Consider the following 19,209-nt stretch of genomic DNA (forward strand, 5'->3'; position numbering starts at 1 on the left):
TGCTCTTCATTCAGCACTCCATGGTCCGGCACGGCCCATGACCTTCTATGAAGATATGGGAAGCGCACGGATGGCCATGATTGTGCCCCCTGCGATGTGTTCATTCTGTGTTTGAGGCGAATGATACCGGAGCGCGGCCGTTCGTCTGTCAGAAACCCGACACAAGGAAATATTTTGTTAACACACGTTAAAGTGCCGCAGTATGCTGACGACAGGTGCTTTCGGGGCCGGAAACCGAATGCAGCGGAACTCGCGTACAGCCAAGGTGTTCATGCTTCAGGTCGGAGATCTGCTGCCTACGGCTCGCCCTTGGCGTCGACGAAGGTCGGCTCCTTCGATGGGGCAGCCCGCCTCAAAAAAATATGGAGGGCAAGGTGGTCAAACGCATCCTCCTCATCGCGGTCGCCGGTCTGGTTCTCGCGGCAGGCGTCTACTTCTTCCTATTCCGCTCTCAACAGCCGCCTTCGCAACAGGCATCGGGGGCTTCCGCGTTGCCAACGCCCCAGGTTGGAATCATCGTTGTCCAGCCGGCCGAAGTGCCATACCCGGTAGACTATGCAGGCCGGGTCTCCGGCTTTCGCGATATCGAAGTCCGCCCGCGCGTCGGCGGGCTCCTCCTCCAACGCGAATTTGACGAGGGCGCGCGGGTCGCGCAGGACCAGGTGCTCTTCCGGATCGATCCCGCCCCCTATCAGGTGGCGTTGAGCCGGGCGGAGGCCCAGCTGCTGCAGGCTCAGGCGGCTGTCCGCCAAGCGGAGGAGAATTTCAACCGGGTAGACCAGCTCGTTCGCCGCGGTGTGTCCACAGATGCGCAGCTCCAGGATGCCCGTTCCCAGCGGGATCAATCTCGGGCCGGCGTCCAGCTCGCCGAAGCGGAGATCCAGCATGCCAAGCTGAATCTGGGCTACACGACGGTGACCGCGCCCGGAACTGGGATCACGGCTCTGGAGTCGCCGCCGGTCGGTGCGCTCATCCAGGCACAGCAGACGCTTCTGACCACGATCTCCCAGATCGATCCGGCCTATGTGAACTTCTCCTTTACCGATGAGGAAAACAGGGCGTTCCGCGTCTTGAACGAGAGGCGGGAAAAGCCGCTCTCCGAAAAGGATCTGAAGGTCGAGCTGCAATTCGCCACTCAGACGAAATATTCCCAGACCGGGAGGATCGATACGGCAGCCCAACGAGTCGACCTGCAGACCGGGACGATTCAGGCGAGGGCCGTCTTTCCCAATCCGGATAATGTATTGCTGCCGGGTCAGTTCGTCAGGGTGAGGCTGATCGGCATAACCTTGCCCGATGCGATCGTCGTCCCGCAGCAGGCTGTCAGCCAGGGGCCGCAGGGACCTCTTGCCTATGTTCTTGGCGAGAACGATGTGGCACAGGCGCGCCCGATCCGCTTGGGCCCTGAACTCGCAGCGGGCTGGGTGGTGCAGGAAGGCCTGAAGGGTGGCGAAAGGGTGATCGTCGATGGTGTGATCCGCGTCCGGCCAGGCCAGCCCGTCAGGCCGGTGCAAGTGGATCCTCCGGCCGTGCAGACCACGGGCACCCCGAGTGCCCCCACGGCTGGGGCACGGCCATGATTTCGAAACTCTTCATCGACCGCCCGATCTTTGCTTCGGTCATCTCCATCGCGATCGTGCTCATCGGCCTGATCGCCATGCGGGTTCTGCCGGTTGCGCAATATCCTGAGATCGTTCCGCCTCAAGTCGTGGTCTCGGCGACCTATCCGGGGGCGAGCGCCGAGACCATTGCCGAGACCGTCGCTGCTCCATTGGAGCAGCAGGTCAACGGGGTCGAGGACATGATCTACATGCAATCGACCTCGACTGGCTCGGGGACCATGAGCCTGTCGGTCTACTTCCAGACCGGCACGGATGCCGACCAAGCCACCATCAACGTCAACAATCGCGTTCAACGCGCGATGGCGGTCCTGCCTGAAGAGGTGCGACGGCAGGGCGTGACGGTGACCAAGCGATCATCCTCGATCCTGCAGATCGTGACCTTGTCCTCGCCCGACCGGCGCTTCGATACGATCTACATTTCCAATTACGCGCTTATCAACATCATCGACGAGTTGCGTCGCACTCCCGGTGTCGGCGATGCCTCCCTTTTCGGCGCATCGGATTATTCCATGCGCATCTGGCTTCGCCCCGACAAGGTCGCGCAGTACAATCTGACCCCCGGAGACGTTGCCGCCGCTGTCCGCGAGCAGAACGCGCAATTCGCCGCCGGGCGCTTCGCGGAGGAGCCGACACCGAGCCGGCAGGCTTTCACCTATTCCGTCACGACCCAGGGCCGCTTCGCGGATCCCCGGGAATTCGAGCAGATCGTCCTGCGCTCCGATGAAAACGGCGGTGCGCTGCGGCTGAAGGATGTGGCGCGGGTGGAGCTCGGTTCGCTGAATTATTCCACCGTGGCGACCCTGAACGGGTCTCCGACGGTGCCGATCGGGATCTATCTCCAGCCCGGCGCCAATGCGCTCGATGTCTCCGGGGCTGTCGATGCGGCGATGAACCGGCTCGCGCAGCGCTTCCCCGACGGGCTGCGCTACGACGTACCCTACAACACGACGAAGTTCATCGAGGTCTCCATCGACGAGGTGGTCAAAACCTTCATCGAGGCCATCGTGCTTGTCGTGCTCGTGGTGTTTCTCTTCCTGCAGAACTGGCGCGCGACCCTGATCCCGCTTCTGGCCGTGCCGGTTTCCATCGTCGGCACTTTCGCTGGCATGTATGCGCTCGGCTTCTCGGTCAACCTCCTCACGCTTTTCGGCCTTATCCTTGCCATCGGCATCGTGGTCGACGATGCCATCATCGTGCTGGAGAACGTCGAACGCATCATGTCGACCGAGCATAAGGCGCCACGGGAGGCGGCTATCCAGGCCATGCAGGAGGTGAGCGGGCCGGTGATCGCGGTCGTGCTCGTCCTCTGCGCCGTCTTCATCCCAGTATCCTTCCTCGGAGGCCTCGCAGGCGAACTCTACCGGCAGTTTGCCGTGACGATCGCGGTATCGGTGGTGATCTCCGGCATCGTGGCGCTTACGTTGACTCCCGCTCTATGCGCGCTTCTCCTCAAGGAGGGGCACAGCGAGCCGTGGCTTCCATTCCGCGTCTTCAACCGGGGCTTCGATTGGTGACGCACACCTTCACCTCGGGGACGGCCTTCTTTCTGCGCCATGCCGCAATCGCTCTTCTGCTCATCGGTGGCATGCTTGGCGCGACCTGGTGGCTGTTCGAGCGGGTGCCCGGCGGGCTTGTGCCGGCGGAGGATCTGGGAAATCTCTTCGTCGTGACGGCGTTGCCGCCTGCAGCCTCCCTCGACCGCACCCTCGACATTACCGCGAAGGTGAGCGAGGAGCTGAAGCGGAATCCCGCCGTCGCCGACGTTGTGACGATTGCCGGGTTCGATCTCCTGTCCAATGCGCAGAAGACCAATTCCGGCGTCTCCTTCGTGACCCTCACGGATTGGTCGGAGCGGACCGATCCCCGGCTCGATGCGCGCAATCTCGCTCCGGCATTCGCCGCTCTCAATGTGAACTTCCGGGATGGAATCGTCTTCGGCTTCAACCCGCCGCCCATCACGGGCATGAGCACGACCGGCGGCTTCGAGTTCTACCTGCAGGACCGGTCGGGCGGCTCTCTCGAGAGTCTCTCGCAGGCGGCGCAACAGGTGGTTCAGGCCGCCCGGCAGCGGCCGGAGCTCTCAGGCGTCTCCACGACCTTCAACACGAACGTGCCGCAGTACCGGATCGATGTCGACCGCGACAAGGCAAAGGCGCTCGGCGTTCCGATCTCGGAAATCTTCGCCACGATGCAGAGCACGTTCGGCAGCTTTTACGTCAACGATTTCACTCTGTTCGGACGTACCTATCGGGTGAGCCTCTCCTCCGAGCCCGAATTCCGAATGACGCCGAACGATCTGCAATACGTGTACGTTCGCTCCGACAGGGGCACCATGGTTCCGCTCAATGTCCTTCTGTCCACCGTTCGCATCGTCGGTCCGGATGTGGTGGACCGGTTCAATGTGTTTCCGGCTGCGAAGATTCAAGGCAATCCGGCGCCGGGATATTCCTCGGGGCAGGCGATCGCCGCCATCGATCAGATCGTGTCGCAGAACCTGTCCTCCGACTATTCCATCGGTTGGGTCGGATCGGCCTATCAGGAACTGCAATCGGCAGGAACCGGATCGCGGGGGTTCCTCTTGGGTCTCGTGATGGTGTTTCTGATCCTGGCGGCGCAATATGAGCGCTGGTCCCTGCCGTTTGCCGTCATCACGGCCGTGCCCTTTGCCGTCTTCGGTGCCATCCTGGCCATCTGGCTGCGTGGCATCGAGAACGACATCTATTTCCAGGTCGGGCTTGTCACGCTCATCGGGTTGGCGGCCAAGAATGCGATCCTGATCGTCGAATTCGCGGCCGAGCGCTACCGGGCAGGGGAAACCGTCTATGATGCCGCCATGGATGCGGCGCGCCTGCGCTTCCGTCCCATCGTGATGACGTCGCTCGCCTTCATCCTCGGCGTCGTGCCGCTCGCGATCTCGACGGGCGCCGGTTCGGCAAGCCGGCACTCGGTGGGCACCGGCGTCATCGGCGGCATGCTGGCTGCGACCTTCCTCGCTATTCTCTTCGTGCCGCTGTTCTTCCGTCTGGTGACGCGGGAGCGGAAACAGGCCGACAAGGCAGCCGGCCCGGTGAGGCCTGAATCCGCACCAGCGAAAGAGGTTTAGAGCCGAGGGCCAGGCGCTGGGAACAGTGCCCGGATCGTCAGCGCTTGCGCAACCGCTCGATGGCCTCCTTGTGCGCGGCGGGATCGACATCGTACTCCTCGGCCAGACGCTGGATCTCGGCCTGCCTTTCTTCAGGAGACAGCTTTGGGCTGAGGCTTGCGACCGCAGCCAGGAAGGAAGCACCTGCAAAAACCGGGTCCCGGCGTCTCGCGGTCTGCTCCCGTTCCTTCTTCAGCTCCGCCTGACGCTGCTTGTAGGTTTCGAGAGGTCCGAGCGCTCGCACGGCGCGATTGCGCAGGGCCGGGATCGGAAGACCGTGCTCCTCGGCAATGTCAGGCAGGGCCTGTTCCGGGTCTTCACCGGCCATCAGGGCTTCGGCAAGTTCTTCGAGTGCGGATACGAACGGATCCATAATGGCCCCCTTCAAATGATTTTATCGTCAACGGATGGTGATCCGTTCGGTTCTGGGCAAAATGTCGCCCGTGGCTCTGCCTGACCAATAATCCTTACGATCGATTCTCGCCCGCCCGACATCATCAAACCGAACGGAACTCACAGCCATGGCCGAACGGATGCAGGAACGTCCCGATCCCTATCTCTGGCTGGAGGATGTGGAGGGCAAGGAAGCTCTCGCCTGGGTGCGCGCTCAAAACGAGATCACGAAAGCTGCCCTGTGCGATGCGGCGTTCGAGGCGGACAAGCGGACGATTTACGAAATCTCGACCCGGGCGGACAACATTCCCTTCATCACCAGAAGGCGCGGCCGGCTCTACAATTTCTGGCAGGATGTCACCTATGTGCGTGGCCTGTGGCGACGCACCTCGATGGACGAATATCGCAAGGCGGAACCCGCGTGGGAGACCGTGCTCGACATCGATGCACTGGCTCAGCAGGAGGGAAAAGACTGGGTCTGGAAAGGCTGCGGCACGCTCCAGCCAGAGCAGCGCTATGGCTTGGTCAGCCTGTCCCGCGGTGGGGCCGATGCCGTCGAGATCCGCGAATTCGACCTCGTCGAGAAGTGCTTTGTCGAGGATGGTTTCATGCTGCAGGAGGCGAAAGGCGGGGCGACCTGGCTCGACAGGGATCGGCTCCTGGTTTCGACGACGCTTGGGGAGAATTCCGCCACGGCATCCGGTTACCCACGCACCGTACGCCTATGGCATCGTGGTTCTGACTTCATGCAGGCTCCGGTGCTCTTCGAGGGCGAAGCCAGCGACATCTATATCTCGGCCTCCGTCGACCTGGAGCCGGGTTACGAACGCACTTTCTACCGCCGCCAGATCACCTTCGAGGAAGGGATCAGCTATCTCGCGCAGGACGATGGCGCGCCACTCCTCATCGACCTCCCGCTCGATGCCCGCTTCGACGTGGAAAAGGATTGGCTGGTCGTGAAGCTCAAGAGCGATTGGGCTTTGCCGGAGGGCACCTATCCGGCCGATGCCCTGCTGGCGATCAGCTTCTCGCGCTTCATGGATGGCGATCGGAATTTCGAGGTGCTGTTCGAGCCCGGCCCGAGGCGGGTTCTCTCCGGGTTCTGGTGGACCAAATCCAGACTGGTTCTGACGGTGCTCGACAATCTAGCCAGCCAGATCTGGCTTGGCATGCCTGGTGCCCCCTGGCACTTGGAGCGGCTGGAGGGGCTGCCGGATACCGCATCTGTCAACGCCATGTCGCTCGATGCGAGCCAGCTCGAACGCACGGACGAATTCCTGCTCTCGATTTCGAGCTTCACCGAACCCACGAAACTGGCCCTCGTGACCGAGGACAAGCGGATCGAGATACTCAAGGAAGCACCTGCCGCCTTCGATCCCTCGGGTCTTGAGGTGACACGATATGAGGCCGTGTCCGTGGATGGCGAGCGCATACCCTATTACCAGATCGGACCGAGGGAACAGAGCGACCCTCGCCCGACCGTGCTCTACGGCTATGGCGGCTTCTCGGTCTCCATGACTCCGGGCTATCTCGGCGGTATCGGCAAGACATGGCTGGAGCGCGGCAATGTCTGGGTCGTCGCCAATATCCGAGGCGGCGGCGAGTTCGGGGCGGCCTGGCACAAGGCGGGCATGCGCGAGGGCAAGCGTCTCTCTCATGACGATTTCGCCGCCATCGCCCAGGATCTCCTGAGACGCGGCGTTACGACGACGAGGCAGCTTGCGGCTTATGGCGGCTCGAATGGAGGCTTGCTCGTCGGCAACATGCTGACCCGCTATCCTGATCTCTTCGGAGCGATTTGGTGCACCGTGCCGCTCCTCGACATGCAGCGCTATACGCAGCTGCTCGCCGGCCCGAGCTGGGTGGCCGAATATGGCGATCCAGATCTGCCCGAGGACTGGGCCTATATGGCGGGTTTTTCCGCTTATCAGAACCTGGAGGAAGGGCGGAGCTATCCGCCGGTACTCCTGGTCACATCGCGACGGGATGATCGTGTCCATCCCGGTCACGCCCGCAAGATGGCGGCCAAGCTCGAAGCCATGAAGCAGCCGGTCTTCTTCTACGAGCCCGATGACGGCGGGCACGGCGCGGCGAACAAGGAGCAGGCGGCCTTCCTTTCGGCTCTGGGATTGTCCTTTCTCAAGAGGACGCTCGCCGGGGAGGCTGGCGCCTGAAACGCGGCAGGGGACAATGCGTTGCGGATGAGGGGCGATCATCGTCAGACAGGACCTTGATATTGTATTCTGCCGTCAACACATAGGGAGAGAAAGATTCGACAGCTCAATGCTTTAGCCTCATTCGGAGACATTGTGGGCCGACCCCGGCTAAAGCGAGCATCGTCACCCGAAAACATTTGCGCCTTTCCAGTGTTGATTCTGGCATGAAGCCGGAACCGTGAGCAGGCGCCTTAATAGGGCCGGAGCGGCAACCAGTGGCTCCGGCATGTGAAAGTTTGAATGTCCAAGAAGTCGAAAAATCTCGTCAGCCTCAATCATCTGCCAGGGATCCTGCTCGCCAGCGCCGCTGAATGCGAACGCTGGATTGAGGCCGGACTGATCCCGGTGGCTGAGCGGCGAACATTCCAGAAGCGCGGACACAAATACGAAGCGCCCCTGTTCGATCCGGACGTCGTTGCTCAGCTGGCGGCGGAGGTTCCGGCTTGGCGAGCGCAGACAGGTGGCGGGCCTGAAAGTCCTACCCCGGTCCGTCGGAAGGTTTCGGAGGATGACGCTTTGCAACCCGTTGACGATGCTAACCATCGTCGCCGGCAGAGCATTCTCGCGCCCGTTCGAAAGAACACGGGGCTCTTCATTGCCGAGGACATTCGTAAGATCGAACGCGGCCGCCGGAAGCCGGAGCGCGTGTTCGCGGGGTACAAGGCTGTCTTCAGCAAGCCGATGGAGATCCTGCCGAACAGCGCTCCCATCGACATCGCCATCGAATTTGCCTTCGCTGAACCATTGGAAGTCGCTGCTGTCGTGCTTTCGCCAGCTCGCGTGGAGCACAACGAGCTTGCCGCCGCCTCGGAAGCGCTCGAAGCCAGGCTCGTCGAATTGCGGGATGAAACCTTCGAGGCCTGCGAGCGGGAACTTGAAGGCTGGCGCGACGAGCTCGAAACCTATCTGGATGCCTATGAGGATCCGGAGGAACGCCAGGCCATTCTCGGCGGCATTCGTACGGCTCTCGATAAGCTCGATCGTATCCACGCCTCGGACAAGAGTGGTCCGGCAGGAGCAGGACGCACGCTGCGGCAAAAGCTCGACGACTTCCGCTCCCGGGCAGCCGCGAGACGACTCCGGCATCTGCGCGAGGCGCAGATCCGCGAGGCATCGGGCTATGAGCGCTATGCAGCAATCTTCCCGGTTGCTCGCTCTCTGAACCGTCGGTTCCTGTTCCTCGCGGGCCCGACCAATTCGGGTAAGACCCACGAGGCTCTCAAGCTTGCCGGGGAAGCCGAGACCGCCGAAATCCTCTCGCCCCTGCGACTTCTCGCGCTCGAGCACTATGAACGCTTAAGCGGGGACGGCTTTGCAGCCGGCATGATCACGGGCGAGGAACGGGTTCTGTCGGAAGGCGCAACGCATATCGCCCGTACCATCGAGACACTGGACCTGCATCGTGTCGTCGATGTCTGCGTGATCGACGAGATTCAGATGCTGGACGATTCCAGCCGTGGCTGGGCCTGGACGCAGGCCATGATCGGTGCGCCTGCTCATCTCGTCGTGCTGACCGGCGCGCCGGAGGCAATCCCCGTCGTCGAGCATCTTGTCGCCATGACCGGCGAGCCGCTGGAGGTGAAGATCCTCAAGCGCAAGGGCAAGCTTCGCGTGGAGGGTGTTCCCGCCAATTTCAACAAGCTCTCGCGCGGTGATGCGGTGGTGGCCTTTACCCGCCGGGACGTGCACGACCTGCGAACACGTCTGGTCGCGGCGGGGCGCACTGTTGCGACGGTCTATGGTGCATTAGGTCCCGAAGTTCGCCGGGCGGAGGCTGCGCGGTTCCGCAACGGCGAGGCGGAAATCCTCGTCGCGACGGATGCCATCGGCATGGGGCTGAATATCGGCCCGCTTCGGAGAGTCGTGTTCTCGACCTTGCGCAAGTTCGACGGTATGCGCGAGCGCCAGCTCACCGCCATGGAGGTCAAACAGATTGCAGGCCGGGCAGGGCGCTTCGGCCACCATGACGAAGGGCTTGTGACCGCGCTGCAGGATGCAGGCGCCTATGCCCAGGTCGAGACCGTCATTCGTAACGCGCTGAATGGCGATGCCGCAAAGCTGCGAGGCAAGGCCTATGTCCGACCGAACCAGGAGACGGTGCTCTCGGCAAGCGAGGTGCTGCAGACCGACCGGCTCGGCCGTGTTCTCCGCCACCTGAATGACACGCTTGTGGCCGGACACCCGGATCTGCGCATGGCCGATATGGAGGAGATGATCGAGCTGGCGACGCTTCTCGATACGGTCGACATGCCGATCCTTGACCGGCTGTCCTACGCGATGGCACCGGTCGATACGCGGGAGCAACTGGCTGTCGAACTGCTGCTCGATTGGGCGCGGCAGCATGCGCGCGATGGGCGCGTCCAGGCGCCGGACTTCGGTGTGAACACGGATCTTCTGAAGCTTGAAGCCAGGGTGAAGATTGCCACCAGCTGGCTCTGGTTGGCTCAACGCTATCCGGATGTCTTCGAGGATGTAGACGTTGTGGTCGAGCTGCGCGCGAGCCTCAACGAGAAGATCGAAGAAAAGCTCGTTGCCACCTCCGTCTCCCATCGTCGCAAACCCGATGAGAAATTGCGGCGCGGCAGAGGCGAGAAGCCACAGCGGCAGCGAAAGAATCGGCGCGCCCGGGGTGCGGCCGAGACGGCAGAGGTCGAGCAGTATCGGGTCAGAAGACGGTAATCCTCAGACTGCGAGTTCCTGCTCCACGAGAGCAACCCAGAACGCGACGCCGGTCGGAATGGCTTCGTCGTTGAAGTCGTAGGCCGTGTTGTGATGCAGCGCTCCATCGACGGCCGGGCCGTTGCCCAGCCAAACATAGGCTCCAGGCGCGAATTCGCCGAAGAAAGCGAAATCATCGCCCGCCGTCGATGGCTCGAAATCGATCACCACCTTGGCACCACACACAGCCTGCGCCGCCTTGAGGGCGCGGGCTGTCGCGTCCACATGGTTGATGACTGGCGGAATGCGACGGCGGAATTCATAAGAAACCTCAATGCCGAACATCGCCGCGACGCCTCGGGCTAAACGCTCGATTTCCACTTCGAGCTGGTCGCGGACCTCCGCCGAATAGGCCCGAGCCGTTCCCCCGATCTCCACGATATCCGGAATGACATTGAGCGCCCGCGGATCACCGGCTTGGACCGAGCAGGCGCTCACCACAGCGGGCTGTAATGGGTTGACCATACGTCCGACGATGCTCTGCAGGGCGGAGAGGAAATGCCCGCTCGCCGTGATTGGGTCCTTGCCGAGATGCGGCTTCGCGCCGTGGGTGCCGATGCCCTTGAAGGTGACATGCCAGGTATCGGACGAGGCGAGTTGCGGGCCGACCGTCACCGCCATCTCGTCGATGGCGAGACCTGGCATGTTGTGCAGCCCATAGACTGCATCGCAGGGAAAGAGTTCGAAGAGCCCGTCCTCCACCATCTTCTTCGCCCCGCCGCGACCTTCCTCTGCCGGCTGGAAGATGAAATGCACTGTCCCGGAGAAGTTGCGGGTTCTGGCCAGATGGCGTGCGGCCCCGAGCAATAGGGTCGTATGCCCGTCATGGCCGCAGGCATGCATCTTGCCAGGAAATTTTGACTTGTAAGGCCGCTCCGCCTGTTCCGGCATGGCCAGCGCATCCAGGTCGGCACGAAGGCCGATGGTTCGCGTGCCGCTGCCGACCTGCAGCGTGCCGATGACGCCCGTCTTGCCCAGACCCCGATGCACGCGAAGGCCGGCCTCCTCCAGCAGGGCGGCGACGATGCCGCTTGTCCGCTCCTCCTCGAAACCGAGCTCCGGATGAGCATGCAGGTCTTGGCGGAGGCTGCGCAGGAATGATAGGTCGGCCTGGATGAGATTCTGTTCGGGCATCGTGCTGTCGTCCTGGGGCAATGGCAGCCCGTTCGATAGCGCGGTGACGACCGGGCCACAATTGCCCTTGTCTTGAGAGCGGAAAGAAACGAGCGATGCAGCCTCACGATTTCTGGCAGGAGATCCACCCGCCTGCGACCTTCGCAAGCGATCCGGCCGAGGGGCATCGCGGATTCTATCCGGCCGCATTCGAGGACGGGCGACAGCTCCGCCTGCCCATCCGCGAGCTCGCGGACGGGGAGCATGCGCTCGCTTCCCTCATCATCAACCAGGCGAGGTTTGCCGTCGAGGATGCGCTCTGCGGCGTGCTGGCGGAGAAGGTCTCCTCCTTCGAGCCGGAAGTTGTGATCGGGCTTCCCACCCTCGGCCTGACGCTGGCGAGCGGCACGGCGAAGAAGCTGGGGCACAGCCGCTATATCCCGCTCGGGACGTCGCGCAAGTTCTGGTATCGCGAAGAACTTTCGGTACCGATGACCTCGATTACCAGCCCGGAGCAGGTCAAGCGCCTCTATCTCGACCCGCGCATGCTGCCCGTGATCGAGAACCGGCGGGTTCTGCTCGTGGATGACGTGATCAGCAGCGGTCGGTCCATCGTTGCGGCCCTGAAGCTCCTGGATTCCTGCGGCGTGCGGCCCGTCGCCATCGGCGCGGCGATGCTGCAGACCGAGGCCTGGCGGGAGCCGCTTGGGGCTTTCGGCGCACAATGGCCCGACCGTGTCGTGGGCGTTCTCCGGACTCCCCGCCTGACGCGGACGGCAGCCGGCGGCTGGGCCGCCGAATAGCCTTCCTCGAATTGCAAGTTTTTTGGGCAAAATGGCGGTAAGGTCGGCGAAGTCTTGGTCGGGCAGGGCTTTCCCAGGGCCGTGGTTGTGTTAATGCGTGGTGCCTGTAGGGCAGTCATAGCCCTTGTGAAGGGTATCGGCACCTATATCCTTGGCTGTGAAACAATAGAACCTAGGAGATCCTGAGATGGTAGGGCGTTGGCGGAAACCGATTGCGAGCATGGCTCTTGTTCTGGGGGCGCTGACTGCCGCTCCGGTCATGGCCCAGAACAAGACTCTCACGATTTCCTGGTGGGGCTTCAACGGCGACAAGCTGGAAGAGATCATTCTCAAGCCGTTCCGCGCCCAATGTGGCTGTGAGCTCGTCTTCGAGACGGGTAACAACGCCGACCGCCTGAACAAGATCAAGATCCGCGGCGGCAGCGGCGTGGACGTCGTCTATCTCACCGACAGCTACTCGCAGATCGGCATCCAAGAAGGTCTGTTCCAGCCGATCGACCGCTCGAAGATCCCGAACGTCAACGGCATCTACGATCTCGCCAAGGAGCCGCAGGGCAAGTTCGGCCCGGCCTACACCATCGGCCGTGTCGGCATCATCTACGACAGCGCCAAGGTGTCGGCTCCCATCACCTCCTGGAACGATCTGTGGCGTGACGATCTCAAGCGCCGCGTGTCGCTGCCCGGCATCACCACCACTGCTGGTCCGATGACGGTTCTGGTCGCCGCCAACAAGGCGGGCGTCGATCCCTACAAGGATGAAAGCGCCGCGTTTAAGGCACTTGAGCAGCTGAAACCGAACGTGGTGAAGAACTACAATACTGGTTCCGAGCTCGTGAACCTGTTCTCGACCGGCGAGGTTTCCGTCGCCATGGCGCAGGACTTCACCCTGGCCCAGATCCAGGCCGCCGTGCCGACCGTGCGCTGGGCCGAGCTGAAGGAGGGCGACTACGCCACCCTCAACACGGTGAACATCGCCAAGGGCGCGGCCAACCCCGAGTTGGCGCACCAGTTCATCAACTTCATCCTCGATCCGAAGATCCAGCAGACGCTGGCGCAGCGCGGCGTGGACGCTCCGGTCGCGACCGCGGTTCAGCTGACGCCCGAGGAGGCTTCGCGCTGGACCTACGGCCCGAAGATGATCGCGTCGCTCAAGCGCCTCGACTACGAAAAGCTCAATGCGGCCAAGAACGACTGGCTCGACGCTTGGAGCGAGGTTTTCGGGAAGTAATCCGGCCATCATGACCGCAAGACGTTTTTGGCGCCGTTCCGGCGCAACAGGGTGGGCGCTGACCGCGCCCGCCACACTCGCCGTGATCGGGTTCCTGATCGTGCCCATCGCGGCCGTGATCGCGGGGACCTTCATGGATCCGCGTGGAGCCTTTGCCCCCTACATCTCCTATTTCAACAGCGGCTTCCGCACGACCGTCCTGTTCCGGACGCTGCAGATCTCCGCCTTTACGACGATCATCTCGCTGATCTTCGGCTTCATGACGGCCTATGTGGTCTCACGAGCGCCGGGCAAGCTGAAGAGCCTTCTCATCGTCGCGGCGGTGTTCCCGCTGCTGACCGGTGTCGTGGTTCGCGCCTTCGCCTGGCTCATCATCCTCGGCCGCAACGGCATTCTCAACCAGACCTTGCTTTCGCTCGGCATCGTCAACGAGCCGCTCGAGATGCTCTACACGCAAGGGGCGGTCGTCGTCGGCATGGTCTATCTGTTTGTGCCGCTGATGGTTCTCTCCCTCGTCGGCGTGCTGGAGAACATCCCCAAGGACGTGCTGCAGGCCTCCTCGTCTCTCGGGGCGTCCCCGATGGCGACCTTCTGGCAGGTGCTGCTGCCGCTCGCCGTGCCGGGCCTCATCGTCGGCGCCGTGCTCGTCTTCACCGGCAGCTTCACGGCTTATGCGACGCCGCAACTGCTCGGCGGCGAGCGCCAGACCGTGCTCGCGACCCTGCTCCAGCAACGCGCCATGGTGTCCTTCGACTGGGTCGGCGCCTCGACGATCGCGACCATCATGACGGTGATCACCATCTCCATCGTTCTCGCGATGAGCCATATCGCCCGCCGCATCAACCCCATGGCCACGTGATGTCCGACAGACCTCATTTCCTCCTGATCGTCGTCACGGCGCTAGTCTACCTTTTCCTGATGGTTCCGCTCGTCATCGTCGTCGGCGCGGCGTTGAGCGACACCACCTACCTGACCTTCCCGCCGCAGGGGCTGTCCCTGCGCTGGTTCTCGAACATCTTCGAGATCAGCGCCTTCCGGCGCACCATCGTCACGAGCCTGCAGATCGCGCTTCTCGGAACGCTCATCGCTCTCCTGATCGGCATTCCGGCCGCTTATGCGCTCAACCGCTTCCGGATCGAGCTGCCGAAATGGCTCGGCACGCTGTTCGTGCTGCCGATCCTTGTGCCCGAGATCGTGTTCGGCTTTGCCCTGCTCAAGTCGCTGACGGTCGGCACCGGCGCGCCGATCTTCCTCTCCCTTCTCATCGGGCACACATTGATCGTGCTCCCGTACGTGGTGCGGGTGATCAGCGCGAGCCTTGCCTCCTTCGACTTCTCCATCGAGGAGGCGGCGATCAGCTTAGGGAGCGCACCGGTGAAGACCTTCTTCACCATCGTGCTGCCGAATGTGCGGGCAGGGGTGATCGCGGCCTTCATCCTCGCCTTCATCACCTCGCTCAACGACGTGTCGGTCTCGCTCTTCCTGACCGGGCCGGGGATCAGCACCCTGCCGATCCAGATCCTTGCCCATGTGGAGCAGTTCTTCGACCCAACCGTCGCCTCCGTTTCCGTGCTTCTGATGTTCCTCACCGTGGCCGTGATGGCCATCGTGGAGCGGACCCTCGGCCTCACCTTTCTTGCGAAGTAGCTTTGACGTGACACAGCCTCTCGACATCAACGCCGTCTCCGCCCATTACGGGACGACCAAGGTTCTCGAAGACCTTTCGCTCTCGGTCCAAGCCGGCGAGCTCGTCTCGCTTCTCGGTGCCAGCGGTTGCGGCAAGACCACCACCTTGCGCCTGATCGCCGGGTTTCTCTCGCCGACCAGCGGATCCATCTCGCTCGGCGGGCGCGACCTGACGCGGCTGCCGACCCACAAACGCGATATCGGCCTCGTCTTCCAGAACTACGCCCTGTTCCCGCATCTCTCCGTTCTCGACAATGTCGCCTTCGGCCTCAAGCAGCGCGGCATCGGCGCGGACGAGCGTCGCAAGCGGGCGATGGCGATGCTTGAGCGTGTGGGCCTCGCGCCTCTGGCGGAGAGGGCGCCCGGCGCACTCTCGGGCGGGCAGAAGCAGCGCGTCGCTCTCGCCCGGGCGCTCGTGATCGAGCCACCGCTCCTGATGTTCGACGAGCCGCTCTCCAACCTCGATGCGAAGCTTCGGGTCGACATGCGCGTCGAGATCCGCCAACTCCAGCGGGCCAACGGCACCACCTCGGTCTATGTCACGCACGACCAGGAGGAGGCCTTCTCGATCTCCGACCGCGTCGCGATCATGAATGCCGGACGGCTGATGCAGTTCGATCGGCCGGAAGTGCTCTACCGGCGCCCTGCCAACACCTTCGTGGCCCGCTTCGTCGGCTTCGAGAACATCATTTCGCTCAAGGTGGTCGCCCGCGACGGCGACGTCGTCACCGCCGAGACTGCGGGAATGCGACTGCGGCTGTCTCAAAGCCTGTTCGGCAGTATCCCGGATACCTTCCTGCTGGCGACACGCCCGGACGGTCTGGTGGTGTCGACAGATCCCGCAGCCGAGGGGCTTCCGGCGCAGCTCGGTCTGCGCACCTATCTCGGTCGCGCCTATCAGTATCAATGCGAGACGCCCGCCGGGCATCTGATTGCCAATGGCAGCCTCACGACGCCGCTCGAGGCCGGCACGAACGTGAAGCTCGTGCCGATGCCGGAGCAATGCACGATCCTTGCCGCCGAGGATGCACGCTGATGGCCTCGATCCTCATCAGGAACGCCTGCCTGCTCCCCATCGACGAGGCGATGAGCGTCATCGAGGGCGGCTGGATTCATATCGAGGGCGGCACGATCCGGGCGCTCGGCGCCAGCGAGCCGCCGCAGGTGGATGGCGCCGAAGTGATCGACGTCGGCGGCGATGTGGTCATGCCCGGCATGGTCAATCCCCATGCCCATCTGGCGATGACCTTGTTCCGCGGCCTTGGCGAGGACGTGGACGACCGGCTGTTCCGCTACGTGCTGCCCATGGAACGCAAGTTCGTGACGCCGGAGATGGTGCGCGTCGGCACGCTCCTCGGCGCGCTCGAATCCATCGAGGCCGGCGTCACCACCATCGCCGACATGTATTATTACGAGACGGAGGTCGGGCGGGCTCTGGACCAGGCCGGCCTGCGCGGCGTGGTCGGCCAGACGCTCGCGACCTTCGATCCGCCGGACCACAAGGATATCGACGAGGGCTTCGCGCTCGTCGAGGAGCTCGTCTCGGTGTTTTCCGGTCACGAGCGGATCGTTCCTTCCATCGCGCCCCACGCGCCGTACTCGACCGATGTCGCAATCATGGCTCGCGTCGCCCGCTGGGCCGAGGCGCATCCCGGCGTGCCGGTGCAGCTCCATCTCGCCGAGATGGACAGCGAGATGGAATGGTGTCGTAAGAACCACGGCCTGCGCCCCGTCGCGGTGGTCGAGAAGGCAGGCCTTCTGATCCCCGGTCTGATCGCCGCCCATTGCCTGCATATCGACCCGTTCGAGATCGAGCAGATGGCGAAGGCCGATGTGCGCGTCGCCCATAACGCGCGCTCGAACGCCAAGGCGGGGCGCGGCATCGCGCCCATCGAGGCCATGCGCGCCGCCGGCATCAAGGTCGGCATCGCCACCGACGGGCCGATGAGCGGCAACACTCTCGACCTGTTCAGCCAGTTCGGCCCGGTGTCGATGTTCCAGAAGCTGCTCGGGCACAGCCGCAAGCCGATGCCGGCGGCGCAGGTGATCCGGATGGCGACGCTGGAAGGGGCGCAGGTGCTCGGCCTCGACAGCCGCATCGGCTCGCTGGAGCCCGGCAAGCAGGCGGATCTCATCCGCATCGACGTATCGGCGCCGCGCATGCAGCCAATCTACGACATCTACGCTACGCTCGTGTTCTCCGCCATGGCGGTCGACGTACAGGACGTGATGGTCGGCGGCCGCTGGATCATGCGCGGCCGCAATGTCGAGAGCCTGGAGCGCAAGAAGATCCTGCGCGATGCGGGCCAGATCGCCGCTGCGTTCAAGGCCGAGATGGCCCGGATCGACGCCGCCGGCTGATCCTACCAGACGACCGGGTGAACCTGCCCGGTCGCCACGTTCACGAATCCCTGCGGCGCAGCCTCGCAGGGCGCGACCAGAACCCAGCGCCAGGGCGCGCAGGTCAGGGTCGCGAATTGCAAGCGCTCGGGAAAGCCCGGATACCAGCGCGGCGAGAAGCTCGGCTCATAGAGCCAATCGATTGTTTCCGCTGCCGCATAAAGCTGCTGCATCTCGGCATCGAGTTCTTCCGCCGGGCGCTGGGTCATCAGGCCGCCGATCTCGTGGCGCACTTCCGCCAGCACCTTGCCGCCGCTGACGAGGACCCAGCCGCCGCCGATCTCCGCGACGCGGTTCGCCACCATCGCCATGGCTTCATCGGAGGAACCGACGATCCAGAGATTGTGCTTGTCGTGCGCGACCGTGCAGCCGACCGCGGTATCGGGAGTCTTCGGCCCGCAGCCGAGCCAGAACATGCGGGAGATCTTCGCCTCGCCGGAGAAACGGTCGACGATGGAAAACTTGGTGACGTTCCGGGTCGGATCGCGCTGAACCTCGCCGCTGTCGACGGGCAGCTCCATGGTGATGAAATCGTCATGCCAGTGGAAGGGGCGCAGCAAAGCCGCCTGCATGGTCTCCCGGCCGGTCTCGGCGGCGATGGCGAAATCCTTCGGTTCGACACGGCGCTTGATATTCATCGTGTTCGAGGCCCATTCCGGCCAGTCGATGGCGGGCAGGGGACCGATATAGTTCATGCCCTTCGAAACGGGCTTCCCGTCGGCCCAGACCTCGGCGATGGAGAGCGTCTCCAAATCGTCGAGCAGCACGATGTCGGCGAATCGTCCAGGCGCGATGCTTCCGACCCAGGGCGTCAGCCGCATATGGCGCGCTGGGTTGATGGTGACGCATTGGATCGCGATCTCAGGCGAGAGTCCCGATCGGATCGCAAGACGCACATTGTGATCGGTCGCGCCCATTTTGAGCGTGTCCGAGGCGCTGCGGTCATCGGTGGCGAAGGCCACCTGCGACCAATCGGTGAGGCCGCGCTCGATCAGGCCCTGGAGAATCTCCGGCATGGAATGCGGTCGGATCTCGATGAAGATGCCGTGGCGCAGCTTGTCCCACACTTCCTCAGCCGTCCAACCCTCGTGATCGGAGGCGAGGCCCGCGGCGGCGAAGGCGTTGATGGAATCGAGGTCGCGCAGGCCCGCGCCATGGCCTTCGACCACGCCGCGCTTCTCGAACGTCGCCTGGACCATGCCCCAGAGCCGCTTGTGCGAGGGGTTCTCCGGGTTCCAGACGGCCGGCCAGTCCATCACTTCGTCGAGGCCGGCGACCATGAGGCTCTCTTTCAGAAAGCCCGCCTGCTCGTCGTAGCCGTAATAGCCGCCGCCCCATTCGTAAGCCGTCGGCGGAACGGCCGAGCCGGGCAGGGGGAAGATTTTCATGGGCGAACCGTGCCGCCGGGCGGTGAGCCAGAATGCGAGGTTGTTGGCGCCGTCCACATTGGAGAATTCGTGGCTCGCCTCGCAGGTCCAGGTGTTGCCGCGCGGCAGCACGAGCGCGGCCTCGTATTCCGGCGTGACATGCGAGCTCTCGATATGCTTGTGGACCTCGCCGAAGCCGGGAACGGCGCTGAGATCCGGTCTTTCGGCACGCGCCGCGGCGGTTCCGGGAAACGATCCCGCCGGCCCCGTCCAGGCGATGCGCCGGCCGCGGATGGCGATCTCCTGATCGTCGAGCCAGGTCCGGGTGTGAACGTCGAGCAGGCGGCCGACGCGCAGAAGCATATCCGCAGGGCGCTTGCCCAGCGCGACCAGAACGAGATCCTGGCGGATTGTCACCTCATCCGCTGCATTCACCAGAAGGTCGTCGGGAAGCGGGGAGGAATGGGTCAAAGATCACCTGTGGATATGGTCAAACGCCGTCCGCTGTCGGATAAGGGGCG

The 19,209-nt window shown here is 63.4% G+C and carries 12 protein-coding genes and 1 pseudogene; 10 read left to right on the forward strand and 3 right to left on the reverse strand.

Annotated elements, in window-relative coordinates; genetic code table 11:
- Positions 1–374 precede the first annotated feature (374 nt).
- Together ACS5Q1_RS07300 and ACS5Q1_RS07305 are read left to right on the forward strand one after the other, a co-directional pair.
- The gene (locus tag ACS5Q1_RS07300) at positions 375–1,580 is read left to right on the forward strand and encodes an efflux RND transporter periplasmic adaptor subunit (protein ID WP_473097539.1); all 1,206 of its coding nucleotides are present in this window, start codon (positions 375–377) and stop codon (positions 1,578–1,580) included.
- Positions 1,580–4,725 (forward strand): annotated as a pseudogene (locus ACS5Q1_RS07305) (efflux RND transporter permease subunit). The gene ACS5Q1_RS07300 and the pseudogene ACS5Q1_RS07305 overlap by 1 nt, the downstream one beginning before the upstream one ends.
- A gap of 37 nt (positions 4,726–4,762) precedes the next feature.
- Here ACS5Q1_RS07305 and ACS5Q1_RS07310 read toward each other — a convergent pair.
- Positions 4,763–5,137, reverse strand: a complete 375-nt coding sequence (locus ACS5Q1_RS07310) for a hypothetical protein (RefSeq protein WP_473097540.1) — start codon at positions 5,135–5,137, stop codon at positions 4,763–4,765.
- A gap of 148 nt (positions 5,138–5,285) precedes the next feature.
- Here ACS5Q1_RS07310 and ACS5Q1_RS07315 point away from each other — a divergent pair, with 148 nt between their 5' ends.
- A complete protein-coding gene (locus tag ACS5Q1_RS07315) occupies positions 5,286–7,331 on the forward strand; it encodes a prolyl oligopeptidase family serine peptidase (RefSeq protein ID WP_473097541.1) in 2,046 nt (681 codons plus the stop codon).
- A gap of 282 nt (positions 7,332–7,613) precedes the next feature.
- Positions 7,614–10,052, forward strand: coding sequence for a helicase-related protein (locus tag ACS5Q1_RS07320; protein WP_473097542.1), 2,439 nt, complete (start codon positions 7,614–7,616; stop codon positions 10,050–10,052).
- A 3-nt stretch (positions 10,053–10,055) separates the two neighbouring features.
- Here the strand turns inward: ACS5Q1_RS07320 and ACS5Q1_RS07325 are convergent, their stop codons facing one another.
- Positions 10,056–11,225: a M20 aminoacylase family protein gene (locus tag ACS5Q1_RS07325; RefSeq protein WP_473097543.1), complete on the reverse strand. Its 1,170-nt coding sequence runs from the start codon at positions 11,223–11,225 to the stop codon at positions 10,056–10,058.
- 95 nt (positions 11,226–11,320) lie between these two features.
- On the opposite strand from ACS5Q1_RS07325, the gene ACS5Q1_RS07330 reads away from it, so the two are divergent.
- The 6 genes from ACS5Q1_RS07330 (at position 11,321) to ACS5Q1_RS07355 (ending at position 17,282) form a co-directional block, all read left to right on the forward strand.
- Positions 11,321–12,007, forward strand: coding sequence for a phosphoribosyltransferase (locus ACS5Q1_RS07330; RefSeq protein ID WP_473097544.1), 687 nt, complete (start codon positions 11,321–11,323; stop codon positions 12,005–12,007).
- Positions 12,008–12,194: 187 nt separating this feature from the next.
- A complete protein-coding gene (locus ACS5Q1_RS07335; RefSeq protein ID WP_473097545.1) occupies positions 12,195–13,235 on the forward strand; it encodes an ABC transporter substrate-binding protein in 1,041 nt (346 codons plus the stop codon).
- A gap of 10 nt (positions 13,236–13,245) precedes the next feature.
- The gene (locus ACS5Q1_RS07340; RefSeq protein ID WP_473097546.1) at positions 13,246–14,094 is read left to right on the forward strand and encodes an ABC transporter permease; all 849 of its coding nucleotides are present in this window, start codon (positions 13,246–13,248) and stop codon (positions 14,092–14,094) included.
- Complete coding sequence (locus tag ACS5Q1_RS07345) at positions 14,094–14,882, forward strand: ABC transporter permease (RefSeq protein ID WP_473097547.1); 789 nt, start codon at positions 14,094–14,096, stop codon at positions 14,880–14,882. The genes ACS5Q1_RS07340 and ACS5Q1_RS07345 overlap by 1 nt, the downstream gene beginning before the upstream one ends.
- Positions 14,883–14,889: 7 nt before the next feature.
- Positions 14,890–15,957 carry an ABC transporter ATP-binding protein gene (locus ACS5Q1_RS07350; RefSeq protein WP_473097548.1) on the forward strand — a complete coding sequence of 356 codons (1,068 nt, stop codon included), beginning with the start codon at positions 14,890–14,892 and terminating at the stop codon, positions 15,955–15,957.
- Positions 15,957–17,282, forward strand: a complete 1,326-nt coding sequence (locus tag ACS5Q1_RS07355) for an amidohydrolase family protein (RefSeq protein ID WP_473097549.1) — start codon at positions 15,957–15,959, stop codon at positions 17,280–17,282. Before ACS5Q1_RS07350 ends, ACS5Q1_RS07355 begins: the two co-directional genes overlap by 1 nt.
- A gap of 2 nt (positions 17,283–17,284) precedes the next feature.
- On the opposite strand, the gene ACS5Q1_RS07360 is transcribed toward ACS5Q1_RS07355, so the two are convergent.
- Positions 17,285–19,159, reverse strand: coding sequence for an adenine deaminase (locus ACS5Q1_RS07360; RefSeq protein ID WP_473097550.1), 1,875 nt, complete (start codon positions 19,157–19,159; stop codon positions 17,285–17,287).
- Between the last annotated feature and the right edge of the window lie 50 nt (positions 19,160–19,209).

Source organism: Microvirga sp. GN3, from assembly GCF_055792825.1.